This window comes from Selenomonas sp. FOBRC9, from assembly GCF_000287655.1.
GTDB classification, from domain to species: Bacteria; Bacillota; Negativicutes; order Selenomonadales; family Selenomonadaceae; genus Centipeda; species Centipeda artemidis.
Genome location: NZ_ALJR01000003.1, coordinates 133394 through 155651 on the forward strand (window position 1 = coordinate 133394; position 22258 = coordinate 155651).

The 22258-nt window shown below is 57.9% G+C and carries 15 protein-coding genes; 6 read left to right on the plus strand and 9 right to left on the minus strand.

What is annotated here, in order from left to right; genetic code table 11:
• Positions 1–27: 27 nt before the first annotated feature.
• The 6 genes from HMPREF1147_RS01135 to HMPREF1147_RS01160 form a co-directional block, all read right to left on the minus strand.
• Positions 28–1341: an acylphosphatase gene (locus HMPREF1147_RS01135; RefSeq protein ID WP_369791730.1), complete on the minus strand. Its 1314-nt coding sequence runs from the start codon at positions 1339–1341 to the stop codon at positions 28–30.
• Positions 1341–3263, minus strand: coding sequence for an outer membrane protein assembly factor (locus tag HMPREF1147_RS01140; RefSeq protein WP_009657352.1), 1923 nt, complete (start codon positions 3261–3263; stop codon positions 1341–1343). Before HMPREF1147_RS01140 ends, HMPREF1147_RS01135 begins: the two co-directional genes overlap by 1 nt.
• Before the next feature lie 19 nt (positions 3264–3282).
• Positions 3283–3834, minus strand: coding sequence for a hypothetical protein (locus tag HMPREF1147_RS01145; RefSeq protein WP_009657276.1), 552 nt, complete (start codon positions 3832–3834; stop codon positions 3283–3285).
• 64 nt (positions 3835–3898) lie between these two features.
• Entirely contained in the window at positions 3899–4525 is a 627-nt protein-coding gene (locus HMPREF1147_RS01150) for a sigma-70 family RNA polymerase sigma factor (protein WP_009657382.1), read from the minus strand.
• 28 nt (positions 4526–4553) lie between these two features.
• The gene (locus tag HMPREF1147_RS01155) at positions 4554–8891 is read right to left on the minus strand and encodes a translocation/assembly module TamB domain-containing protein (RefSeq protein ID WP_009657293.1); all 4338 of its coding nucleotides are present in this window, start codon (positions 8889–8891) and stop codon (positions 4554–4556) included.
• A gap of 34 nt (positions 8892–8925) precedes the next feature.
• On the minus strand, positions 8926–10476 hold the full coding sequence (locus tag HMPREF1147_RS01160) for a TolC family protein (RefSeq protein ID WP_198002965.1): 1551 nt from the start codon (positions 10474–10476) through the stop codon (positions 8926–8928).
• Between the two features lie 224 nt (positions 10477–10700).
• Between HMPREF1147_RS01160 and HMPREF1147_RS01165 the strand changes: the two genes are divergently transcribed.
• Complete coding sequence (locus tag HMPREF1147_RS01165; protein WP_009657289.1) at positions 10701–11474, plus strand: enoyl-CoA hydratase/isomerase family protein; 774 nt, start codon at positions 10701–10703, stop codon at positions 11472–11474.
• Between the two features lie 230 nt (positions 11475–11704).
• Here HMPREF1147_RS01165 and HMPREF1147_RS01170 read toward each other — a convergent pair whose 3' ends face one another.
• Together HMPREF1147_RS01170 and HMPREF1147_RS01175 are read right to left on the minus strand one after the other, a co-directional pair.
• Positions 11705–13162, minus strand: coding sequence for a sucrose-6-phosphate hydrolase (locus tag HMPREF1147_RS01170; RefSeq protein ID WP_009657253.1), 1458 nt, complete (start codon positions 13160–13162; stop codon positions 11705–11707).
• Between the two features lie 5 nt (positions 13163–13167).
• The gene (locus HMPREF1147_RS01175; RefSeq protein WP_009657379.1) at positions 13168–15045 is read right to left on the minus strand and encodes a glucose PTS transporter subunit IIA; all 1878 of its coding nucleotides are present in this window, start codon (positions 15043–15045) and stop codon (positions 13168–13170) included.
• Positions 15046–15237: 192 nt separating this feature from the next.
• On the opposite strand from HMPREF1147_RS01175, the gene HMPREF1147_RS01180 reads away from it, so the two are divergent.
• Both HMPREF1147_RS01180 and HMPREF1147_RS01185 read left to right on the plus strand, forming a co-directional pair.
• Positions 15238–15600 (plus strand): PTS glucitol/sorbitol transporter subunit IIA, encoded by a 363-nt coding sequence (locus tag HMPREF1147_RS01180; protein ID WP_009657307.1) that lies wholly within the window; start codon positions 15238–15240, stop codon positions 15598–15600.
• 173 nt (positions 15601–15773) lie between these two features.
• Complete coding sequence (locus HMPREF1147_RS01185) at positions 15774–16124, plus strand: hypothetical protein (protein WP_232208028.1); 351 nt, start codon at positions 15774–15776, stop codon at positions 16122–16124.
• Between the two features lie 77 nt (positions 16125–16201).
• Here the strand turns inward: HMPREF1147_RS01185 and HMPREF1147_RS01190 are convergent, their stop codons facing one another.
• The gene (locus tag HMPREF1147_RS01190; protein ID WP_009657337.1) at positions 16202–18106 is read right to left on the minus strand and encodes a fructose-bisphosphatase class III; all 1905 of its coding nucleotides are present in this window, start codon (positions 18104–18106) and stop codon (positions 16202–16204) included.
• 223 nt (positions 18107–18329) lie between these two features.
• Between HMPREF1147_RS01190 and HMPREF1147_RS01195 the strand changes: the two genes are divergently transcribed.
• The 3 genes from HMPREF1147_RS01195 (at position 18330) to cydB (ending at position 22248) form a co-directional block, all read left to right on the plus strand.
• The gene (locus tag HMPREF1147_RS01195; protein ID WP_009657396.1) at positions 18330–19682 is read left to right on the plus strand and encodes an HAD-IC family P-type ATPase; all 1353 of its coding nucleotides are present in this window, start codon (positions 18330–18332) and stop codon (positions 19680–19682) included.
• A gap of 176 nt (positions 19683–19858) precedes the next feature.
• The gene (locus HMPREF1147_RS01200) at positions 19859–21232 is read left to right on the plus strand and encodes a cytochrome ubiquinol oxidase subunit I (RefSeq protein WP_009657420.1); all 1374 of its coding nucleotides are present in this window, start codon (positions 19859–19861) and stop codon (positions 21230–21232) included.
• Positions 21232–22248 (plus strand): cytochrome d ubiquinol oxidase subunit II, encoded by a 1017-nt coding sequence (gene cydB / locus HMPREF1147_RS01205; protein WP_009657250.1) that lies wholly within the window; start codon positions 21232–21234, stop codon positions 22246–22248. The genes HMPREF1147_RS01200 and cydB overlap by 1 nt, the downstream gene beginning before the upstream one ends.
• Positions 22249–22258: the final 10 nt, after the last annotated feature.

Genomic DNA, 22258 nt, shown 5'->3' on the forward strand with positions numbered 1-22258 from the left:
CTCTCCCCTATTGTACGGCAGTTTTCCCTAGAAGTTGCCAATCAATCGGAGCCATGCATCGTGTCGGTCAACGAACCCCGCAAGGCTAAGGAAGTCGTGCAGCTTATAGCGCAGTTCGAATTCCCCTGTGCCGCTCTCCGTGAAGTGCTCATAGCGAAGCAGCCAGCGCGGATGAAATGCATACAAACCCGCCACAGAGAGTTCCCCCCCACGCAGGTCGCAGCGCAGTTCTCCCGTTAAATGCGGCAGGAGTGTGCGGGCATAGCCGATCCGCCCGTCAAAGCGAACATCCTCCGGAGCAACATCCGCCTCCACATAGAGTTCCTCGCGAGCACTGAGCATCTGCCCTGCGTGCAGACGCACGTTCAGATTGCGCCGTGTGTGGTCGTTCCCCTGCGCCGAACGCCCAATATCAAGCCACCCAGTAAGGCGCAGCCGATAGCGCGTCGTATCCGTACGGCACATAACGCTCATGCGCTCGCCCGGCGTGATCTCAACATGCGAAACCAGATGCAGCCGTCGAAAGTCACTCCCGCTGTCAATCACACCGGAAAGCTGCCGCTCAAAATCCGTGCGGTGCTGCTCGATAAAGGCAACCGGCACACCCACCAGGCGGTTGACCTCCGCCTCCAGGACAGAGCGCCGCGTGAGCAGCATTACGTTCGGTATGGTGTCGGAGCGCATCGAAAGATCGACCGTCCGCACAACGGGCAGCCGCGGATAAACCGTCAGATGCACATGTGCCGTCCGATCCACATCGATATCATAATCCGCACGAAACGACGGCAGGTGTTCTTCCATATAATCTGTCAATCGGCGCTTTAACGCGCCTGACGCCCAGTCCGTCGCCGCAACAGGCAGGCCAATGAGCGCATCGGAAAAGACCTGCCCCGCGCCGGTCAAATCCTCTCGCACGAGCGCCTCCACCGCGGGAGGCATTCCCTCCACCTCTGCCGTGACCGTGACCGACGTAATCGTGTCCGCCCACGGGGCAAGCGTGATCTCAACAACAGCGGATACATCCGGTCGGACATGCACTCCGGTGACGGTATAGCCGACGAGCAGGCGGTCAAAGACCGCACCGATGATTTGCTCCTCCTCTGCAGGAGCAATCTCAGAGATCCGCCGTCCTTCCATGCGTTCCGCCGCGATTGCCGCGACCGTGCGCTCCATGCGCGCACGTACGAGCGGTGGGATAGGCTGCGCTCCCGTCACAACTGCCGTCGCCCCATCCACCCGCAGCTCTCCCGCAAAGACGGGCGATGCGCAGAAGAGAACGAGCAGGCATACGAATGCACGCACCCACCCCGGAAGTACCGCCGGGGGATGCCCCCCACGCATTAGAACGTGCCGCCGACGCGGAAGTGTACGCGTCCGCCCTGCGAGCCGCGCCCATAGTCAAGGCGCAGCGGACCGATCGGCGTATTGAGCCCGAGCCCGATGCCGACGCTGCCGTGCATATTGGACGGCTTAAAGCCGCTGTCCCACGCACCGCCAAAATCAGTGAAGAGTGCGCCCGTCACCTTCGAGACGATCGGGAAGCGGTATTCAATCGAGGCAAGCGCCATGCGGTCGCCGCGGAACTGATCCTCACGGTAGCCGCGAATCGTATCCTGTCCGCCGACACGGTACTGGTTGTACTCCGAGATCGACCCGCTGCCGATGCCGTACTGTCCCCGCACAGCAAAGACCTGCGCGTGTCCCACCTTGAAATAATGCGTGTCGCTGATCGTGTATTTCCGGAAGCTGAAGTCACCGCCAAAACCTGCAAACTCCGCCGAGATCGAGGCACGTGCGCCCATCGTAGGCTCATAGACATTGTCGCGCGTATCCGTCACATGTTCGAGCGTAATGCTGCGCGTCGTTCCAAAGTTCTTCTTGCGCCAAACCATATCGCCGCTGCGATCGCCCGCATTGCCCGTCTCCGTATGTTTGACATATTCGTCCTTACGGTTGCGCAGGGTGATAAAGTTGGTCGAATACTCGCTCATCGGACGGCTGAGCGTGAACTCTCCGCCCGCATACTTGCGCATGAACGACTCCTTGTGATTGCCGTTCGCATCATAGTCGTCATATTCGTAGGTGCGGTTGTAGAGACGCAGGGTCCCCGCAGTCTCCTTTTTATCGAGCCACGGACGGCGGTACATGAACGTATAGCCGCGTGCATCCGTATCGTCGCCGCTCATCTCGTAGCTGATGCTGATGGTATCGCCCACGCCGCGGAAGTTCGTGTCGCTGATGCTGATCATACCGACCATGCCGTCCTGACTCGAGTACCCTGCACCGATACCGAACGATCCCGTGCGCTTCTCCTTAACGTCAATCTCCATGATGACCGCATTCGGCTCAATACCGGGGTTCATCTTAACATTGACATCCTCGAAGTAGCCAAGATTGTAGACACGCTGCATACTGCGGCGCGCCATGTTCGCATTGAACGGCTCGCCAGGTTTTTGACGCATCTCACGCAGGATCACACGATCCTTTGTCTTTTTATTCCCCTTGACCTTGTACCCCTCAAGATTGCCCTCGCTGATTTTAATGGTGAGCGTGCCGTCCTGTGCGATGTTGAGATCCGTGATCTTTGCGAGAATATAACCGTCTGCGCGGTATTTCTCCTGAATCGCCTGCACGTTTTCCTGTAAGGTACGCGAGTTCAGCAGCTCCCCCTGCTTCACCGTGATAAGCCCCATCAGGGTCTCCGTAGACTCGGCGGTATTGCCCTCAATCTTCACTTCCTTGAGCAGCGGGTTCTCGAGGACATAGTAGGTGAGTACAATCCCTTCCGGCACGGATTCAAATACGGGATAGAGGTCGTAAAAATAGCCCGTAGCATAGATCGCATCGCGGTCTTTCGTCAGTCCCTCCTCCGTCACCGTATCTCCAACGTGCAGTGTCAATGCGCCGCGTGCCGCCGACTCGGTCGCCTCGGCTGCACCCTTGAAGTTGATCTCCACAATGGTTTTTCCAACAACGGACATCATGCTGCTCTCGATCGCTTCCTCAGCGGGACGTTTCTCCGCCCATGCCGCTGCACGCCCATCCGTTGATACAACGGTATCGCCGGTGGTCAATGGCTCAGCTTGTGCGGGGGCAGTCTCCGCTGCCGCGGGCACAGGCGTTCCTGCCATCTCTGCGGCGGCGCTTGCCGCACCAGCGTCCTGTGTCTCCTCTGCCGCAAATCCATGCGGGAGTCCGGATGCGGACACACCAAGTCCAAGAGCTACGGCACATGCAAGTCTTTGATATCTTTTACTGTTCAAAGGGAAACCTCCTACTCGGCTATTCTCTTAAAATCTTACCGCCGACCTGCATCAGACGCTGCATGTCGCGGGTGGGAATCGTCTCATGGGAACCTGTCTGCGGCGCCGGCGCCTGCGTCTCTTGCGGCTGAGCGGCGTTTGGCACACGCTCCTCCTGCGGTGCGGAGGGGGCTGCTGCCGTTTGCGCTGCTCCCTCGGTTTCCGCGGCGGTATGTGCCGCCTGTTCCGTCTGCACAGGTACCGTCACAGGTGCACGTGTCTCAATGCGCTGCTCCTGCGGCGGAGCAGCGGGTGGGGGCGGTACTGCCTGCGCCCGCTCTGCGGGCGGTGCTCCGCTCCACGACACCACCGCCCATACGGCCGCTGCCGCAAGGGGCGGAACGAGCCACCGCAGGACGCGGCGCACTCGTTTTCTGCGCGCTGCGGCGAGACGAGAGAGCTCCGCATGCGCGAGCATGACCTTCAGATCACCTGCGAGGTCGTCCTCACCCGCAATGGCATCCGCCGCACCCGAGAGCCAGTCACGGGCAGCACAGATAGACTTCTGCCGTTCTTGGCGATCCGCATCCATCGCCGCACCTCCTTTTGCACAGATATCTTAGATTATACTACAAGCAGGGTAATAGATTCAAGTCTTACCAATACTGCATAAAACGCGAGAGCATTCCGCGTATGCGGCGAATGCCGCTCTGCTGCAGCCGATAGATATGCGCGGGGGTCACATCGAGCATCTGCGCCATCGTCTGCGCCCCGGTTCCGCCGATGGTAACGCCCTCCAAGACGCGGCGCTCCTGCAGCGGCAGACGTGCCATCGCATCACCAAGCACACCGACGAGCGCATGATGCTCTGCGAGCTCGGGGACGGAGGGCTGCACGGCGGCGATCAGTTCCTTTGCTGTCTCATGCATTTCATCCGATGCCTCGAGACAGGGGAGATCCACCGTTCCCTCACGCCGCAGGAAATCAAGAATGCATCCGCGCACCCGGTGTACCGCATAGAGGCTGAAGGCAACACCGCGCGCCGGGTCATAGCGCTCGACCGCCTCAATGAGACCGATGGTTCCCTCCTGTACCGCATCCATGACGGCAGGCAGTGCACGATACGGCATCACCTCCCGAAAGACGAGCGGCTGATATGCCTCGATGATGCGCCGCCGCGCCCCCTCGTCTCCCTTCTCCTTATAGGCGCGCCAGAGCGCACGCTCCTCGTCGGGGCGCAGTTTCTCGACGGCGGAGAGTTTTTTCACATAATCTGCAAACATGGTCTCACCCCTTTTCCTGAAGCATATTCTAGAACCGAATCCGCGCCTCTACGCCGAGCAGATGCTTCCCGCTTTCGTCGCGATCGTAGGATATGCCGAATTTATCATTGAAATCATACTGAACGCCATAGCGATGCTTATTTGCCGCGCCGCCAAGTCCCTGTACATAGCGGACAAGCACGCGGTCGCCAAGATATTTACCCATCTCGATGTTATACTCGTCCTCATGTTTTTTGATCGCCTCATCATCCTTGGTTTCAAACAGCGCACCGCTGCCGCTCGAAATGCGGAGCACATCGAGCCGGAGGAAGTTCTTCACCGTATCCTCCACCTCTGAAAGGATGCTCATCTGAAGCCCGATCGACAACAGATCTGCCGCCGTGATGCCGCTCTCTCCATTGTTATAGGCACTGCGCAATGTGAGCATCCGAATAATCTCCTCTTCGGACATCTCCGGCGATGACCCCAACTTGAAATCCATATGATCGAGCGGTCCGTGTGCAGAGAGGTATACCCGCGTGCGGGAGAGCTGCGCCTGCGCATAGAAATCGATCTCCGGGAGGAACGACTCCATCTGATTAAACGTCGCCGTACCCTCGCGAATCTTGAACACTGTGCGCAGATAGCTGACCGTATCGCCGCGCCGCACACTGATCTGTCCCGTCGTGCGCGGATGCCGGGTCGTCCCGCCAAAATGCACATGCCCCGAGGGATGCATATCGTAGAGATTTGGACTAAAGAAATGCACATGGCGATCGACCGAAAGATCCACATCCAGGATGATATTCGGCAGCGTATCTTCCGTATCCGGAAGTGATGGAATGGAGATGAGCGCGCGGCCAATATCGATCGTGCCCGAAATCTTCGGCAGCGTCTCTCCCCAATAGGTATCCTTCGTGAGATGCAGCGTCCCGGTAAAAGGTCCGTCGTAGAACGATGTTTTGAGCTCAAGTGCGTTCATGACAAGTGTGAAATCGTAGGCAGTCGGACGGACGCCGCTCAGCTTTGTTTGTCCCGTCAGCATATAGCCGCCCGATCCCATCCGTCCCGTGCAGGTGCGCACGGCAATGGAATCCCCGAGTGCATCAATCTGCACCTGCATTTCTGTTATAGGAATTTCTACGCCCTTAATTTTAACGGCACCGCCCACAACGCGCAGAGAACCTTCAATGCGCGGTGCCGCGAGCGATCCCTGCACATGCAGGCCGCCCTCCGTCTTTCCGAGCGCCCATTCCACACTATTGGAGAACACAGGCAGCAGCGAGAGATCGGCGTTGTCGAGCGACAGCGTGAGATCGATCTGCTCGTAGGAGCTGAGCGTTTCTCCGCGCTCCGCCGTCAGGGCGCGCACGGGCAGTTTTCCATGGGCACTTGCCGTATAGACAACACCGTCGATCGTTTTTTTCACCGTAAGGCTGCTGAGTTCAATGACGGAGCCGCGCAGCTGTGCCGCTCCCGTCAGCTCGTCAAAGGCGGAACCGCGAATGCCGCCGTTCACTGCCGTGAGATTCATATCCACCTCGGGACTCTGCGTATTGCCCCCGATATGCACTGCGGCCGATGCCGTTCCCGTCACCTCGTCGGGGATGCCTGCGAGACCGGTGAACATGCCAAGCGCAATATCCGACGCTGTGATGTTCACGTTCGACGTGCCGTAAAAATCAGCCGTTCCCGCAGCGGAGAACGTTCCGCTTCCCTGTTTCCCCGCGAGCGTCTTGATCGTCAATACATGGTTGACATATGAAATATCCACTGCGACGTCGGTCACGGGATAGCCCGCGACCGTCCCCTCTGAAATTGTCCCCGTCAGCACGGCGGACGGGTTGTCCCGGGTTCCGCCAAAGGATGCACGGCTGGTAATTTTACCCGCGATGCGATCCTCTTTTTGATCTGCAAGCGCGAGGAGTGCTCCCACATCAAAGTTTTCCATATCCATCGTCCCGTGCAGGGCTTCCGTCTGCGTATCGTAACGCAGATTTGCCGTCACACTGCCGGACTCGCCCTGACGGAATCCGATATGATCCATCTCGACGATACCGTTTTCATAATGAACGATGCTCCGAATCTCCGTCAGCTCGGTGCCGTTCATCACGATGCGGTCCGCTTTGAGATCTCCGCGGAAAATGGGATGAGAGATAGAGCCCACAATCTTACCGTCAAACGTGCCGTGTCCCTCCACCTCATAGGGGAGTTTGTGTTGGAACCGCTTCATGTCAAGATCACGCACCTCGGCATCAAGGTCAAGAATCCCTTGTGACGTAACGGTTCCGTTCAGCACCATATCGACCATCGGTGAGAAGATATGGAACACCTGCAGACGAATGATGCCGTTCTCCATGAAATAGTCGCCGTCCACCCCTGAGAGGAGGACACCGCCGTAGCTGCCGCGGTAGAAATGCACATAGCCGACGGCATGGGGGTTATCGAGGGTTCCTGTGAATTTGATGATATTATCGATGTTGCCCGTGATCGGCTGATCCGGTGCCACAAGAGCCGCGACGTCCTCCATACGCGCGCCGATGGTGTCGATTTGCAGATCAATATTGCGTGCGCCTGTAAAACCGACCGTACCGTTCACAAGCCAGACCACGCGCCCATTTCGTTCCATTGAAAAATCATGGATACCAACCCCGGAGAGAGAGCCCTCTGCGCGGAAGATTAAGCTGTCAAACGGCTGATACATCAATGTGCCGCGCGTTGCCGACACCTGCAGTGTGACCTGAGGGTCATGGATATCGCCGCGCACCGTCCCGCTGAAATCCGAGAATCCGGAACAATTGATGCGGTCGTCAAGTCGATTCAGCAAAGAGAGATCGACGTGACCGCCGTAAAAGCGCAGATCAAGCGCAGACCCGCCTATAATCTGCCCCTCGATGCCAAGATCCGTATCATTCGGCAGATTGAGACTGAGGAAATCGATCGTGATGTCCCCGCCCTGCATCGCAAAGGATGCGCTCGCACGTTCCACAGGAATATTGCGGTACATGCCGTTCATCACGTTGGCACTGCCGGATAGGGACAGCGCCGTCCGATCCGTGCCGTGCCCGACAATACCGAGATCGGCATCAAGAGCTCCCTCAATGCCGACCGGCAGAGCAGCATCGACGTCCGCAGAGAGCCGCGCGAGCTGCACGCCCTTCGTCGTCAGATGCGCGATATAAGAAAGGTCGGATGTATCAAGCCTTCCCTCGCCCGCAATCGTGCCGCCAAATGCCGATGCCGAGAGGTCATGAAACGAAAGGACGCCGGCGTCATAGGAGACATCCGCCGATGCATCCGTAAACGGTACGCCGTAAGCGGTTCCCTGCGCCGCTGTGAGTTTGCCTGCGACCGCAAAATCGCCCACGGTTCCGGTCAGCCGGACATCCGCCGTAACATCGCCTTCGTACGGCGCATTTTTGAGAATTTTCCCCACGGCAAAATCCTGTGCCCGCACATTGAGATCGAGATACGGCTCTTCCGTGTCAAAGCGGATCGTTCCGTCGATGCGCGCAGTTTCCCCCTCTGCCTCCGCTGTCGCCGCGATGTAGAGTTCTCGCTCGTTAAAGTGCAGTGCTGCGCTCCGGAGCGTTGTTTCCGTCCCATAGAGCAGCGCCGTCCCTTCCAGCCCGTCCGCGCGTCCATCTAACGCAAGTACGCCGTCCGTGCGCGTCATCAGCCCCTCAATGTGAGAAGCACGGAGCGTGTGAATTGTGATTTCTGCAGGAAGTGTTCCCTGCGGGAGCAGATCAAGTACGGGCAGGAGATCCGCACCATCTGCCGTACAGAGGAGCTTCTGCGTCCCCCCTGCCGTCTCTCCCCGCACCCGAAGCGTTATGCCTGAGAGATCCCCGGCGAGATCCCATGCAGCTTCACCGCGATCAATATCCACTGTCCCCGTAATGCCTGTTGCCGACGCCGCACGACCGTCGGCCGTGATGTCCGCCTCCGCATCCGCAAGACGGATGCGCCCCGTGAAGGTACTCGGCTCCGTCGTTTCCGGAACCAAATCGGCATAATTCCAAGACCCATCCGCACGATGCACAATATGCGCATGTGCCCCTATAAGACGAATCTCGTCAACAGATGCTTCGGGCGACGAAAGCAACGAAAGCAGGCGCAGCGTCACCCGCGCCTCATCGGCGCGCAGGACAGCCTCCGCCTGCTTATCGTAAATCACAATATCGTCGATCGACACTTCATGCAGCGAGAGAATCCGCACCGCACCGATGTGCACATCCGTTCCGAGCGTCTGCGCCGCGAGACTCTCCGCCATCGCCCCGATCTGCGTCATGAACGCCTGTGCGCGCACGATGTGGATGCCGGCTGCCGCGCAGACAAGGATTGCGGCGAGTATCGCAATCCCGACATACGCTTTCCGTCTCATAGGTCTCCTCTGCGGGGAGCATCATTCGCTCCTATTATTTGCTCATACTCTTATCATAGGCGTCGTGCGCTGCATTTACATGCTGTACTGCCTGCGCTGCTGACGCAGATGTAGGAACGCCGGGCGTCTCACGTACGGTATCCCCCTTCGGGGTCTCAAAGAGCGCGTCATCATGCAGCCGCGCCGCCTCACGTGCTCCTTTGGCACGCTTGCCTTCTTCCTCCGCCGCGCGGTACTGCATGGCATCAAGATCGACGGGAACGCCCATCGCACTATCGAGGGTCGCCTTTCCCGTATTGTAGGAATAGAGCGCCGTATAGTAGTTCATGCGCGCCGTCGTCAAATCGTCCGATGCACGCATGACCTCAAGATTCGTCCCTACGCCTGCATTATAGCGTACACGTGCAATTTTATAATTTTCCTCTGCCTGCGCAACTGCTGTCTCCGTCGTCGCGATGTTCTGCTCCGCTGCACGCAGATTCAAATATGCCGTACGTATATCGAGACGAACCTGCTCCTCTGTCGCGGCACGCGCCTCTTCCGCCTTGCGCAGCGACGCCTTTGCAGAACGTACCTGCGCTGCGGTCACGCCGTTGTCGAAGAGATTCCACGACAGACTCAGCCCCGCAGCCCACTGATTACTGCTCGTATGATCGTCCTTAAAGGCATTCTCGCCCGCAATTGAGCGTGTTGCCGCTGCACTGACCGTCGGATGATAGCCCGCCTCTGCCGCACGTACGCTCGCCTCTGCCTGTTTTACCGCATAATGTGCTGCCGCTGCATCCGCACGGTAGAGAAGTCCGTAGTCCGTGCAGTCTTCAAGTGCGAGATCGTATTTCGTATAGCGCAGCTCATCATCAATTTGCAGTTCCGTATCCGTCGGCAGACCGATGACATTGTTGAGGGTCGCAACCGCCACCTGATAGTTGTTCTGTGCCGTCGTGAGCGCCTGCTTTGCATTTGCAAGATCGACCTCGGAGGCAAGCACATCGGCGCGCGCGACCGTGCCGACGCGCAGCTGCGCGTTGACGTCCGAGAGATGCGTCGTCATTGTCGCCACAGCGTCCTCACGCACCTTCACGAGATTGCGCGCCTGCAGGATGTTGAAATAATCCGTCGTCGCCGTCAGGCGAATCGACTGTTTCGTCTGCTCGAGTGTAAGATCTGCAGAGTTCAGTCCGTAACGTGCCGCTTTCCGCTGTGCATTCAGTGTCGCATTATAGACGGGCATCGAGACCGTACCCGTATTGCCGTAGTTATAATCATATTTAATGCCGGTCAATCGCACCTGCTCATACGCCTCGCCGCCGATACGGTTCGCCGTCGACTCCCAGGTGAGCGTCGGTCCCATCGACCGATTCGCCTTCGAGAGCGCCCAGTGTGCGCTGTCCACATCCGTCAGGGATTCTTTAATCGTGCGATTATTCTCAAGCGCCATCTGGACGCTGTCGGAGAGACTCACCTTTACCGTCTCCGCCGAGACCGTCCCCGTAAAAAGTCCGATCGCCGCAGTCAGTGCGAGTGCCCGTGCAAGACGCTTCGCAAATTTTTTCCCTTTGTTCAAAACCCTTTCCTCCTCGTCCATAAGCAGGATGCACCCGAGTGGCGGACTGCTCCAAAAACTGTGTCAACACAACGAAAATCTATTGATAGGATACCTCATTGTAGCAGTTGACGCATTTTTTTTCAATTAAATTATGGATTAACCGCCAAAATATCGCATTCCATGCCGTCATTGACCAAATGCCCTAAAATATTTTATAATGTTCATAGATTTTTGAACAAGGCTGTGCCAAAAAGGAGGCTCTCATGTACGAACATATCAAGCTCGCCGTCGAGGACGGCGTCGCAACGATCACCATTGACCGCCAAAAGGCAAACAACGCCCTCAACACGCAGATGTTCCGCGACTTCATTGCGACCGTCGAGTGCTGCGACGCAGACAGCGCGGTCAAAATCATCATCGTCACGGGCGCGGGCAAGAACTTCTCTGCCGGCGGCGACATCAACGAAATGGCGACGTTCGAGTTCATCAGTTACGAGCTCTCCATGCTCACCGGCGAAGCCTCGCTCGCACTCAAGAAGTGCTCGAAGCCGGTCATCGCCATGATCAACGGCGCGGCGGCGGGCGGCGGCTGCGGCATTGCTCTCGGCGCGGACTTCCGCATCATGAGCGAGTCGAGTTACCTCCTCACTGCATTCTCGAACGTCGCGCTCCCGGGCGACACGGGCTGCATCTACCACCTCCATCAGATCGTCGGACTCGCAAAGACCGCGGAACTCATGGCATTCAGCGCCCCCGTCTACGGCGAGGAAGCGCTCTACCTCGGACTCGCCACGCGTCTCGCGGCTGAAGGGTCGCTCCTCGAAGAGACGCAGACTTTCACAGAAAAACTCCTGCGCCGCCCTCTCGGCGCGATCGCCATGCAGAAGCAGCTCTACTATGAAATCTTCTACCGTGAATACATGAACTACAGCCGCCTCGAGGCGGAAAATCTCGCCAAGGCGGGCGCATCCGCCGACCATCGCGAAGCAGTCACAGCCTTCCTCGAAGGACGCAAACCGAAGTTCAATCAAGGATGAGTGGATTCCGTATATAGAAAGGGGGGGCTGTAACGAAATAGTGTTTTTACACAATTTCGTTGCAGCTCCTTTTTCTATATGACGTAAGAAACACAATATGTAGTGTATTTACCAAATACTAAACGCAACAAAACAGGTATCTGAATGTGATACCTGTTTTGTTGTGGGCATTTCGTTACAGCCCCTTTTGATTTCAAATTGTTTTTGAGGTGTTTCCCGGCGTCAGACGCCTACCCGTTTCTTTCTCCCTCGAAATGCAGCGGCTCGAGTTCCCACAGGACGCCCGAAATCTGCTCCATATCGACGTCGGAGAAGATCCGCATCGTTGGGCGGATGTTCTTCTCAGGGAAGAGCGCGATCGTCGCCGCCTCCTCACCGTGCTGGAAGAACACCTCCACCGCGCCGCGATCGACGTACATCCGCAGGGAGAGCGTCTGCTCGGCATAGAGCTTGAATTTCCGCTCGCCGCGCCCGCCGCGCTTCATGCCCGTGCGGTCGATGCGCATGACCTGAGCGAGACGATCGTACCGCAGCACGAGTTTTTCAAGACCAAAGAGCAGCTCCACCGAGACGCTGTACGCATCGCCGAGCGTCAGATCCAAAAGGATTTCCGTCAGATCGTAGAGCGTTGTGCTGAACTCGCTCTCCCCCGCCGCCTCCAGCGCGCGCTCCGTCTCGCGGTGGCGCAGCGCCTTGAGCTCGCGCACAGGTTCGGAGAAGATATGCCCCTGCCGCAGCGTCAGGACACGCGGCAGCGTGAGACTGTGCATCCAGCCTTCCTCGCGCGAAGGGTAGTCCGCCTCGCGGTCGGGCATTCCCATCCAGCCGATGAGGATGTGCCGCCCCTCATGCGTCATGACCTGCGGCGCGTAGAAATCAAATCCGTGATCAAGCTCCTTGAACCGCCCGTGCATCAGCATCTCCATCGCATCGATCGACGCGTGCCCCGCGATGTAGCCCGCCTGATAGATATTTTGCCGGTCATAATCGCGCGCGGGTACGCCCTGCGGGCAGAACACGAGCACATCATAGTCGCCGAATGAGAGCAGGTTCGGACATTCCCACATATAACCGAAGTCCTTCAGCTGCGTCTTGAGCTCGCCGAGGCACTCCCATCCATAGGGCTGCTCCCGGTAGATGAGCACACAGCCGCGCTCATCCGTTGTCTGCGCGCCAATGACGAGATGCCGCGTTCCCTCCCGGTCAAAGAGATAGGGATCGCGAAAATGCGCCGTAAATCCTGCGGGCGGCCCTTTGATGATGATCTCTTCCTTTCGAATCGCGCCCCGCACGAGCGTACCGAACCGCTGTGCAGAGCTGCGGACGCCCGTCTCGTCCTTTGCGTTGCAGGTATAGAGGACGCGCAGCCGCCCGTCCTCCACCGTGCCGCAGCCGGAATAACAGCCGTCCTTATCGTGCGCGTCGCTCGGCCAGAGCGCAAGCGTCGGCATCGTGTAGGTGCAGAAATCGCGTGTAGACGTATGCGCCCACGACTTATTTTTATGTGCGCAGCCAAAGGGATTCCACTGATAGAAGATATGGTACGCACCGTCATGATACACGAGCCCGTTCGGGTCGTTGATGAGACCGAACGGCATCTCGATGTGCAGCCGATTGTGCAGATGATGCACCGGCGGAAATCCCGCCGCGATCCGCGCATCGATCTCCACTTTGTCAAAATGCTCCACTGCGCTCACTCCTCGGGACGGAAGAATGTGAAGGTCAGACCGAAGGCGACGACAAAGCCGACCGCGTTGACGAGGATGTATTCGGCGAGATGATCCAGATAGAGCAGCGTGCCGGGCAGCACCGTGATGCCCATGCCCGTCCCCGCCAGATGCAGGAATCCCGCCACAGCGCCGGCGCACGCGCCGCCCGCGAGTCCGTAGAGGAACGGCTTCATGAACCGCAGATTGATGCCGAAGATCGCAGGCTCCGTGATACCGAGGAACGCCGGCACCGCCGAGGAGATGTAAAGCGCACGCTTTTTCGCGTCGTGCGTGCGCGCAGCCACCGCGACCGCCGCGCCGCCCTGCGCCACGATCGCGCCCGTGATGATGGCGTTGAACGGATCCACGCCCGTCGTCGCGAGGAGCTGTACCTCGAGCGCGTTGAACACATGATGCACGCCAAAGACGACGATCACTTGATGCACACCGCCGACGATAAAGCCGCCGATGCCGTACGGCAGTTCAAGGAACGCGCGCACCGCGCCGAAGATCCCGATCTCGAGCGTGTGCATGATGGGACCGATCACGAGCAGACCGAGCAGCATCGAGACGAGCAGCGTCAGGAACGGCGTGACGATGAGATCGATGATGTCCGGCACAAAGGTCTTGAACCACTTTTGCAGACGTGCCGCAAAGATGCCGAGCACAAGTGCGGGGAGCACCGAGCCTTGGTAGCCGACCACGGGGATCGGAATGCCGAAGAGCTCCATGCTGAGCGGTACGGCGTCGCCCGATGCAATTGCGTAGGCGTTCGGGAGCTGCGGTGCAACGAGCATCAGCCCGAGCACGATGCCGATGACCGGCGTCCCGCCGAATCGATTCATCGTCGACCAGCAGACGAGCGCGGGGAGGAATGCAAACGCCGTATCCGTGAGGATCTGGCTCATACGCAGGAGATTCTCGTTCATCTCGATGCCGAGACTCTGCACCATCCCGCGCAGTCCCATGAAAAGGCCTGTCGCAACAAGCACCGGAATGACCGGAACAAAGACATCGCCGAGCGTGCGCGAAATCTTTTGCAGCGGCGTCATCTGATCGTACGCCTCCTGCTTGCTATTGGATGCACCCGCGAGATTCGTCCCCGCGACGAACGCCTCGTATACCTTATCCACAAAGCCCGTGCCGAGGATGATCTGATACTGTGCGGCGGCAAAGAACTGCCCCTTCACCCCGTCGATGTTCTCAATCGCCTTCTCGTCGATGATCGATTTATCGTTCACAATGAGACGCAGACGCGTTGCACAGTGCTCCGCAGAGCGCACATTGCCCACACCGCCGACGTATTTCCAAATGAGCTTTGCGACGCGCTCCTCCTTCGGCAGATTAGGGTCGATGTTGGTCTCCGCTGCTGCCATGACGGATGCCCGTTCCGCAGAGCCTGCCGGCTCTTCCGCAGCGTCATCGCCGCCCGAGGAAATCTCCGCTCCGTCCAGCGTGAGCGTGATCTTCCCATAGTCCGCCGCATTCGTCACGAGGACGGGCGTCGTTGTCTCGTAGCCCGCCGCCTTGATGCCCGCAGGATCGAACTCGAGCAGGAGCTGTCCGCGCTTTACCGTATCGCCCTGTGCGACATGCGCCGTAAAATGCTCTCCCGCAAGCTTCACGGTATCCACGCCGACGTGGATCAAGAGATCCATCCCGTCTGAAGAATGAATCCCGATGGCGTGCTTCGTATCGAAGAGCACCGTCACCTCGCCGTCCACCGGCGAAACGACGCGCCCCTCGGGATCGGCAATCGCAGCGCCGCGCCCCATCGCACCGCTCGCAAATGCCGGATCCGATACCTCCGAAAGAGGAATGAGCCGCCCGCGCAGCGGGCTGTCAATACGAACGTCCTGCATATCAAATCCCCCCTATAAAATTTTTCCTTGAAATCCCCCGGATAATTTATGATTCCTTCTATTGAAGTCAAGTGTACTAAGTTCCCTTTCACTTGTCAATAAAGGCGCAGTGAAAGAATTTACAAGGAGAACCCGTTGTGGTACAATGAGATTCATATGAATTTCGGGTCATCATTCAGGGAGGTCATACGAATGAGCGTAAAATACGAAATCACATCTACCGCCATCGGCAAGCTGGCGCGTAAATTCCTTGAAACGAACAGCAGCGTGATCCTGCTCGACGACGGCACGCATCCCAACCTCGCCGAGATGGTGGTCGAGCATACCCCGGGCGAGCTGAAGGAGGACATTACCGTCGGCGACACGCTCACTGTCGGGAAGCAAAAATACAAGGTCACACGGGTCGGCGAGAACGCCAATGATACCATCCGCGAGAACGGACACTGCACTCTGCTCTTTAACACAACCGGCTCGATGCCCGGGCAGATCGAAGTCGAGGGCGGCAGCGTCCCCTCACTCATGCAGGGACTCACTTTTTCTTTTACAGGAAAATAATCGCATCGTTTTGGGAGACTTTCATGGAATGTTTTAACCATGCCGGTGCACCTTCCGTTGCATTCTGTGAGGAGTGTCATAAGCACCTATGCCGCATTTGTGCCATTGATCTCCAGTCATTCATCCTCTGCCCGGCATGTTTCTCCAACTTCATTGCTTTGCAGGAAAAACATATGAGATCGCTGCGCCGCCGCTTCATTGTAGGGATTGTCTTGGTCGTACTCTTTGTACTTCCCTATGTACGCGGCATTGGCAGCTTCTCAGACTTGACCGAGCTCCTGCTGCTTGCTCTTTGGATACTGTCGTTCCCCATTTCACTCTACATGATGAGAGGCGCCCCCGACCCATATGTCCCCACGTCGTTTTCCGCCGCCGGGAATCTGGCTCTTTTTCACTGGTTCACAGCGCTGCTCATCGCCCCCATTAATCTGATGCGCGCCTATCGCAGCTATCATGATTTTGCGGCCGCTGTCGAGAGCAATAAAGCCCATTTAGAAGACGTCATCAAAGCCGGCAGCCTGTAACACAATCAGAAAGAGACTACTGCACGAGAAAGGTTCGTGCAGTAGTCTCTTTTTCTTATCAGACGTAATCTTCTCTTTCACTCCGGCTTGATATGCCCGCTCTGATACGCACGCAGCAATTCATGCAGGTCGGCGATCTCGGCGGCGATCACGGCGCCGCGGTCAGTGTCCCGCACGATGGTCTGCCGCGATTGGAGTTCGACGGTCTGCGAGACGGACTCGATGTCTTGGTTCTCCTTGAGCGCGTCTCTGACGCTCGCGATCTGCTGATGCTGCAGGAGGCGCAGCCCGCGTGAGTTGTAGATCAGCGTATAGCCGGAGATGCCCGTCTTGGCGCGGAAGGCAGCGGCGAATCCACCGTCGATGACGAGCGCGCGACCGCCCGCGCGCAGGGGGCTCTCCCCTTTTTTCACCTTGACAGGGACATGCCCATTGATGATGTGCCCGCGCTTCGGGTCGAGGTCAAATTCCTCCAATATTTTCTCGCAGATGCGCTCGTCCTTGATCAGGCGGAAATACGGATCGGACGGCTCTTCCCATGTGCTCTCGTCGGCGATGAACGAGCGTTCAAAGGTCGTGAACGAGCGCCCCGACGTCGGCGCGAGCAGTCCGCACCACAGGAAATACATGAAGTCAAGCCCTTCCTGCGTGTGCGCGTTCCACGCCTCGCGCGCCTTTTCCTCGCAGAAATCCATCCATGCGCGCCCGCGATATTCTTTTCCTTTATATGTGACGGTGCGAAACTCGCCCTCTTCGTCGAGGAGGACACAGGCGTGGAAGAGCAGGTTGCCGTTATAGCGCGTATACATGCTGCCGCGCTGATAGAGATAGTCCACATGGCGCTGAAGCACTTTGCTCTCGAGAAAGTACGAGCGCAGATCCTCGATGATGTGCCGTTCCTCCTCGGTCAGCTCGTAGCAGTCCGTACCGTCGTCAATGGTCGGGAAATATGCGCTCTCGAGCTCAACGCGCCGCCCGTTTACAAGCGTGACATAGGACGAGCGGAAGTCAATCTTATCAAGGAGCAGACGATCCTCCATGCGGAAATCCGGATTGCGGCGGATGAGCGCACCTTCGAGCTTGAACATCATCATCGTTATGGCACGCTCCGCCGCCTTGATCGGGTTTTCGTCCGGATAGATGCGCGAGGCAAATGTAGAGAGCGGACGCAGGCTGATGCCGTAGCCGCGTTCGAGGACGTCGGTATTGCGGTAGCGGAGAGAGTTGCGGATCACGCCCGCGATGCAGACCTCGCTGCCGAGCGCCGCGCCCATCCATAGGACGTCGTGGTTGCCCCACTGAATATCGACGGAGGGGTGCTCCATGAGGAGATCCAAAATGCCGTCAGGGCGGTCACCGCGGTCAAAGAAGTCACCGACGATGTGGATGCGCTCGACGGCAAGCCGCTTGATGAGGACACTGAACGCCTCGATATAATCCGTACCTCCACCGATCTCAACGATGGTCTCGATGAGCTGCTTATAGTAAAAGAGCTGCGCCTCATCCTGCTCGGGACGCGTGTTCATCAGCTCGACGATAACGGACTCATAGCGTTTCGGAATGTAGCTGTATACCTTTGACGCAGGGAATTTCCAGCTCATGAGCTTCGTCAGCTCGAGGAGGTTCGCGAGGTTCTGCTGGTACCAAATCGCGGTATTCTTCCCCTCTGCCGCAAGCTGCTCAACTTTTTCGCGCGGATAGTAGATGAGCGTGCAGAACTCCGCCTTATCCTCCTCCGTCATGCGCTCGCCGAAGCAGTAGTCCACCTTTTCCTTGATGACGCCGGAACAGTTGTTGAGGATGTGAAAGAACGAATCGTACGCGCCGTGCAGGTCGCTCATGAAATGCTCCGTTCCTTTCGGAAGCATGAGCTGCGAGCGGAGATAGACGATCTTTTCGTAGACAATCTCCTTGGTCGGATATTTCTCCGCCATAAGGCGGAGCACCTTCTCCCGATTTGCCTCTTCATGATGCGTGTTCATGCCGCTTCCTCCTACAAAATTTTTCTACTCTTCTGTATTCTAACATTGAACCGAATTGATTTCAAATGAATAATCTGTTTCCTGATGCAAAAGCGACATAGTACGAAAGCTTCCGGTTGTATGATTTACCATATCACCGGCGTGTGAGATAAATTTGTCTCTTTCCCTCGCCTATGGTATAATTTTCTCGAAAAATTGTCGTTCAAAAAGGAGCCGAGTGTCCTTGAAAAAATATTTCTCGAGTTTTTTCCACTTCATCGGGAGTGTCATCCTCGCGTCGGTGGTCGCCGGCTATTGGTATGTCGCGGGCGATATGGCGCTCGAAACGGCGTCCGAGGTATTCGTGGGCGTGTTCCTCGCCTCGTCGCCGCTTCCCTTCATCCTATCACGCCGGCTCATCGCGCTGCGCATCAAGCGCTGCCTCAAGGCATCCGCCGTGACGTGCGGCAGAACCGCCGCTCTCACGGAGCTGATGCGTGTCGATACCGTTGCGTTCAACCGCAGCGGCACGCTGACGGAGGGCAGTGTGTTTATCTCAGGACTCGTCCCCGAGGGCATGACGCAAGGCTCTCTGCTCTCCCTCGCCGCAAGCGCCGAGCGTGAAGCGTCGCACCCGTATGCACATGCAATCTACGATACGGCTGTGCAGCGCGGTCTGCACCTGCAGCGGCACTCCGCCGCACGCGAAACCGAGAGCTTCGGCGTGGAGGCACTGATTGCACGTACGCCCGTACGTGTCGGCAAGAAGGAATTTTTACAGGATGAGGATGTAGAGATCAGCGCCGCACTCCTCACCCGTGCCGATCAGCTCGCGACCAGCGGACAGACGCCGCTCTTCGTCAGCTCAAGCAAATACGCGCGCGGCATCATCGCCGTACGCGACGATGTACGCGCCGATGTCAGGCGCACGCTCGGCGAACTGCGGCGCCGCGGCCTTACTCTCATGCTGCTGACGGGCGAGACAAAGCGCCTTGCGAACGCTACGGGCAAGGAGCTCCACATCGCGGAGGTGCGCGGTGACCTCACCGCCGCGGATAAGGCGCGCGAGATCCGACTGCTCCAATCGCGCGGCGCAGTCGTCGCGATGGTCGGAGACCCGGAGGCGGATCAGCCCGCACTGCGCGCCGCCGACATCAGCATCGGCTGCCCCTCCTCGTTCATTCGCCCGCATGCGGAAACAGAAGAAAAAGATCCGCTGCACGAAGAACTTCTGCGCAGTTCTCTTGATGCCCACGCCCCCGCGGCGCAGCCCGTCGAGCCTCTGATGCCGGCTGAGGATGCGGCATACTTCGAGGCTCAGGCGCTGCGCAGCCAGGGCCGCACGGAGAACTATACCCCCGACATCATGCTCGATGTACAGGGGCTGCCGGGACTCGCGGCGCTGCTCGATGCCGGAGATGCCGCTCGTTCCCGTGCCAAACAAAACAGCGGGCTGGCATTCCTCTTCCTCCTCTTCTTCACCGTGCTTGCGGCAGGTGCCCCCGCCTTCTTCGGAGGCGTCGCGCTTCCTTTCGTTTTCGTCGTTGGTTCGCTCGTTATAATGCTTGTTTTGCTCGCGGTAAATGCCCTAAGATAGCGGCTATAATAAAAAATTATTCTTATATAGTAAAATATATCAACTTAACTTGTATTTCATTTTGACCTATGATATAATTCATCCAATTCAGGGCTTTCGTCTTAAATATATAGACGAAAGCCCGGGGTATTATATTACAGGTCATTTTATTTTATCTTTTTAGGAGGGTTTTGGAAATGGAAGAAGTGCTGCTGTCGCGATGGCAATTCGCCATCACGACGATCTACCACTTTCTCTTCGTTCCGCTCACGCTCGGCATGGCGATTTTCGTCGCCCTGCTTGAGACGTGCTATGTGCGGACGAAGAATCCGGAGTGGAAGAAAACCTGCCGCAAGCTGCTGAAGTTCTTCGGCACGCTCTTTCTCATCAACTTCGCCATGGGCGTCGTCACCGGACTCGTGCAGGAGTTCCAGTTCGGCATGAACTGGTCGGAGTACGCGCGCTTCATGGGCGATATTTTCGGCGCGCCGCTCGCGCTTGAGGCGCTGACGGCGTTCTTCCTCGAGTCCACGTTCCTCGGCATTTGGATGTTCGGCTGGGACAAGCTCTCGGAGAAGGCGCACTGCGCCTGCATTTGGCTGGTCGCCATCGGCAGCAACCTCTCCGCGTTCTGGATTCTCGTCGCAAACTCGTTCATGCAGCATCCCGTCGGCTACACGCTTGCCAACGGTCGCGCGGAGATGGCGAGCTTTGGCGAGCTCATAACGAACCATTACATCCTCGGCGAGCAGTCACATACGCTCTTCGCGGGCATCACGACAGCGGGCTTTGTCGTCATGGCAGTCTCCGCGTGGAAGCTCCTCAATGACAGCGCATCCCGCTATGCCTTTACGCAGGCGATCAAGGCGGGCGCGATCTACACGATGGTCGGCGTCGTCGGCGTCATCGCGAGCGGTCATTTCCACACGCAGTATCTGGCGCAGGCAAGCCCGATGAAGCTTGCCGCGATGGAGGCGCTGTGGGACACGGAAGATCCCGCACCCTTTGCTGTTCTCGCCTACCCCAATATGGAACAGGGCAAGAACGATTTTGAGATCACGATTCCCTACATGTTCTCGTTCATGGTACACGATAAGCCCTCGGGCGAGGTGCGCGGCATCAACGACCTGCAAAAGGAGGCGGTCGAGAAGTACGGTGCAGGCGACTACCGCCCGCACGTTACAATCCTCTTCTACGCGTTCCGCGCGATGGTCGGCGCCGGGTTCTTCATGGTGCTCGTCTCCTTCCTCGTATACTACTTCGCAAAGAAGAACAAACTTGAGTCGATGCAGAAACTCCTCTTTGCGTTGCCGTGGCTCGTCGTGATCCCCTTTATCGCGAACTCCGCAGGATGGATTGTCGCGGAGATGGGCCGTCAGCCGTGGCTTGTTGTCGGACTGCAAAAGACAGTGGACGGTGTGTCGCCGAACCTCACCTCTCCTGAGATTTGGTTCACGATGCTCGGCTTTACCGTACTCTATCTCCTTCTCATCATTACGGCTCTTTATATCGCGTTCCGCTTCATCCGCCGCACGCAGATCACGGCGGCACCGGAAGGAGGCGCACAATAATGGATTACAATATTCTTTGGTTTGTCCTCATCGCCGTGCTCTTTACGGGGTTCTTCTTTCTCGAGGGCTTTGACTACGGCGTCGGCACGCTGATCCCCTTCCTTTCAAAGGATGAAAAGGATCGCACGCAGATCATTCAGACCATCGGTCCCGTTTGGGACGGCAATGAGGTGTGGATGATCACGGCGGGCGGCGCGATGTTCGCGGCGTTCCCACATGTCTATGCGACGATGTTCAGCACGTTTTACATCGCGCTCTTCCTCATGCTCGTCGCGCTCATCCTGCGGGGCGTGGCGTTCGAGTTCCGCCATCACCGCGACGATGATGCGTGGAAGCGCCGCTGGTCGTGCGCCCTGACGTTCGGCAGCGTGATCCCCGCGTTCCTGTGGGGCGTCGCCGTCACGAACCTCATCGCGGGACTCCCCATCGGCGCGAATATGGTCTATCAAGGCGGGTTCTTTGACCTCCTCACCCCCTATACCGTCGTCGGCGGCGTGACCTTCCTCTGCGTGTTCGCGTTCCACGGCGCGGCGTTCCTCTCGCTCCGCCTGACGAACACCTACCTGCTCGATCGGGCGCGCACGCTCGCGCTGAAATTCGGCGCGGCAGCGGCGGTCTTCTATGTGCTCTGCATGATCCTCACCTATACGGAGACGGATCTCTATGACAGCACGGTCGCGGGCGCGGCGCTCTTCGTCTCGGCGGTGCTCTTTGTCGCGGGACTCGGCGCGATGTATATGCGCGCACAAAAGCCGGCGTTCATCCTCGGCGGTCTCGCCATCGTCGGCACGACGGTCGGGTTCTTCGCGGGGCTCTTCCCGCGTCTCATGGTTTCGAGCCTCAATCCGGGCTGGAGTCTGACGATCCGCAACGCGTCGTCCACGGAGTACACGCTCTCGATCATGACGGTCGCGGCGGTGATCCTTGTGCCGATCGTCCTCATCTATCAGATTTGGACATATTACATCTTCCGCAAGCGCATCACGCCTGAGAGCGCGGCACATACGGACTATTGATCCCGAACGG

Excerpts from the sequence above, each read along its gene's own strand:
- HMPREF1147_RS01160 (WP_198002965.1), bottom strand. The coding sequence starts at position 10,476 with ATGGACGAGGAGGAAAGGGTTTTGAACAAAGGGAAAAAATTTGCGAAG.
- cydB (WP_009657250.1), top strand. The coding sequence starts at position 21,232 with ATGGATTACAATATTCTTTGGTTTGTCCTCATCGCCGTGCTCTTTACG.
- HMPREF1147_RS01145 (WP_009657276.1), bottom strand. The coding sequence starts at position 3,834 with ATGGATGCGGATCGCCAAGAACGGCAGAAGTCTATCTGTGCTGCCCGT.
- HMPREF1147_RS01180 (WP_009657307.1), top strand. The coding sequence starts at position 15,238 with ATGAGCGTAAAATACGAAATCACATCTACCGCCATCGGCAAGCTGGCG.
- HMPREF1147_RS01185 (WP_232208028.1), top strand. The coding sequence starts at position 15,774 with ATGAGATCGCTGCGCCGCCGCTTCATTGTAGGGATTGTCTTGGTCGTA.
- HMPREF1147_RS01155 (WP_009657293.1), bottom strand. The coding sequence starts at position 8,891 with ATGAGACGGAAAGCGTATGTCGGGATTGCGATACTCGCCGCAATCCTT.
- HMPREF1147_RS01135 (WP_369791730.1), bottom strand. The coding sequence starts at position 1,341 with ATGCGTGGGGGGCATCCCCCGGCGGTACTTCCGGGGTGGGTGCGTGCA.
- HMPREF1147_RS01165 (WP_009657289.1), top strand. The coding sequence starts at position 10,701 with ATGTACGAACATATCAAGCTCGCCGTCGAGGACGGCGTCGCAACGATC.
- HMPREF1147_RS01190 (WP_009657337.1), bottom strand. The coding sequence starts at position 18,106 with ATGAACACGCATCATGAAGAGGCAAATCGGGAGAAGGTGCTCCGCCTT.
- HMPREF1147_RS01175 (WP_009657379.1), bottom strand. The coding sequence starts at position 15,045 with ATGCAGGACGTTCGTATTGACAGCCCGCTGCGCGGGCGGCTCATTCCT.
- HMPREF1147_RS01150 (WP_009657382.1), bottom strand. The coding sequence starts at position 4,525 with ATGTTTGCAGATTATGTGAAAAAACTCTCCGCCGTCGAGAAACTGCGC.
- HMPREF1147_RS01200 (WP_009657420.1), top strand. The coding sequence starts at position 19,859 with ATGGAAGAAGTGCTGCTGTCGCGATGGCAATTCGCCATCACGACGATC.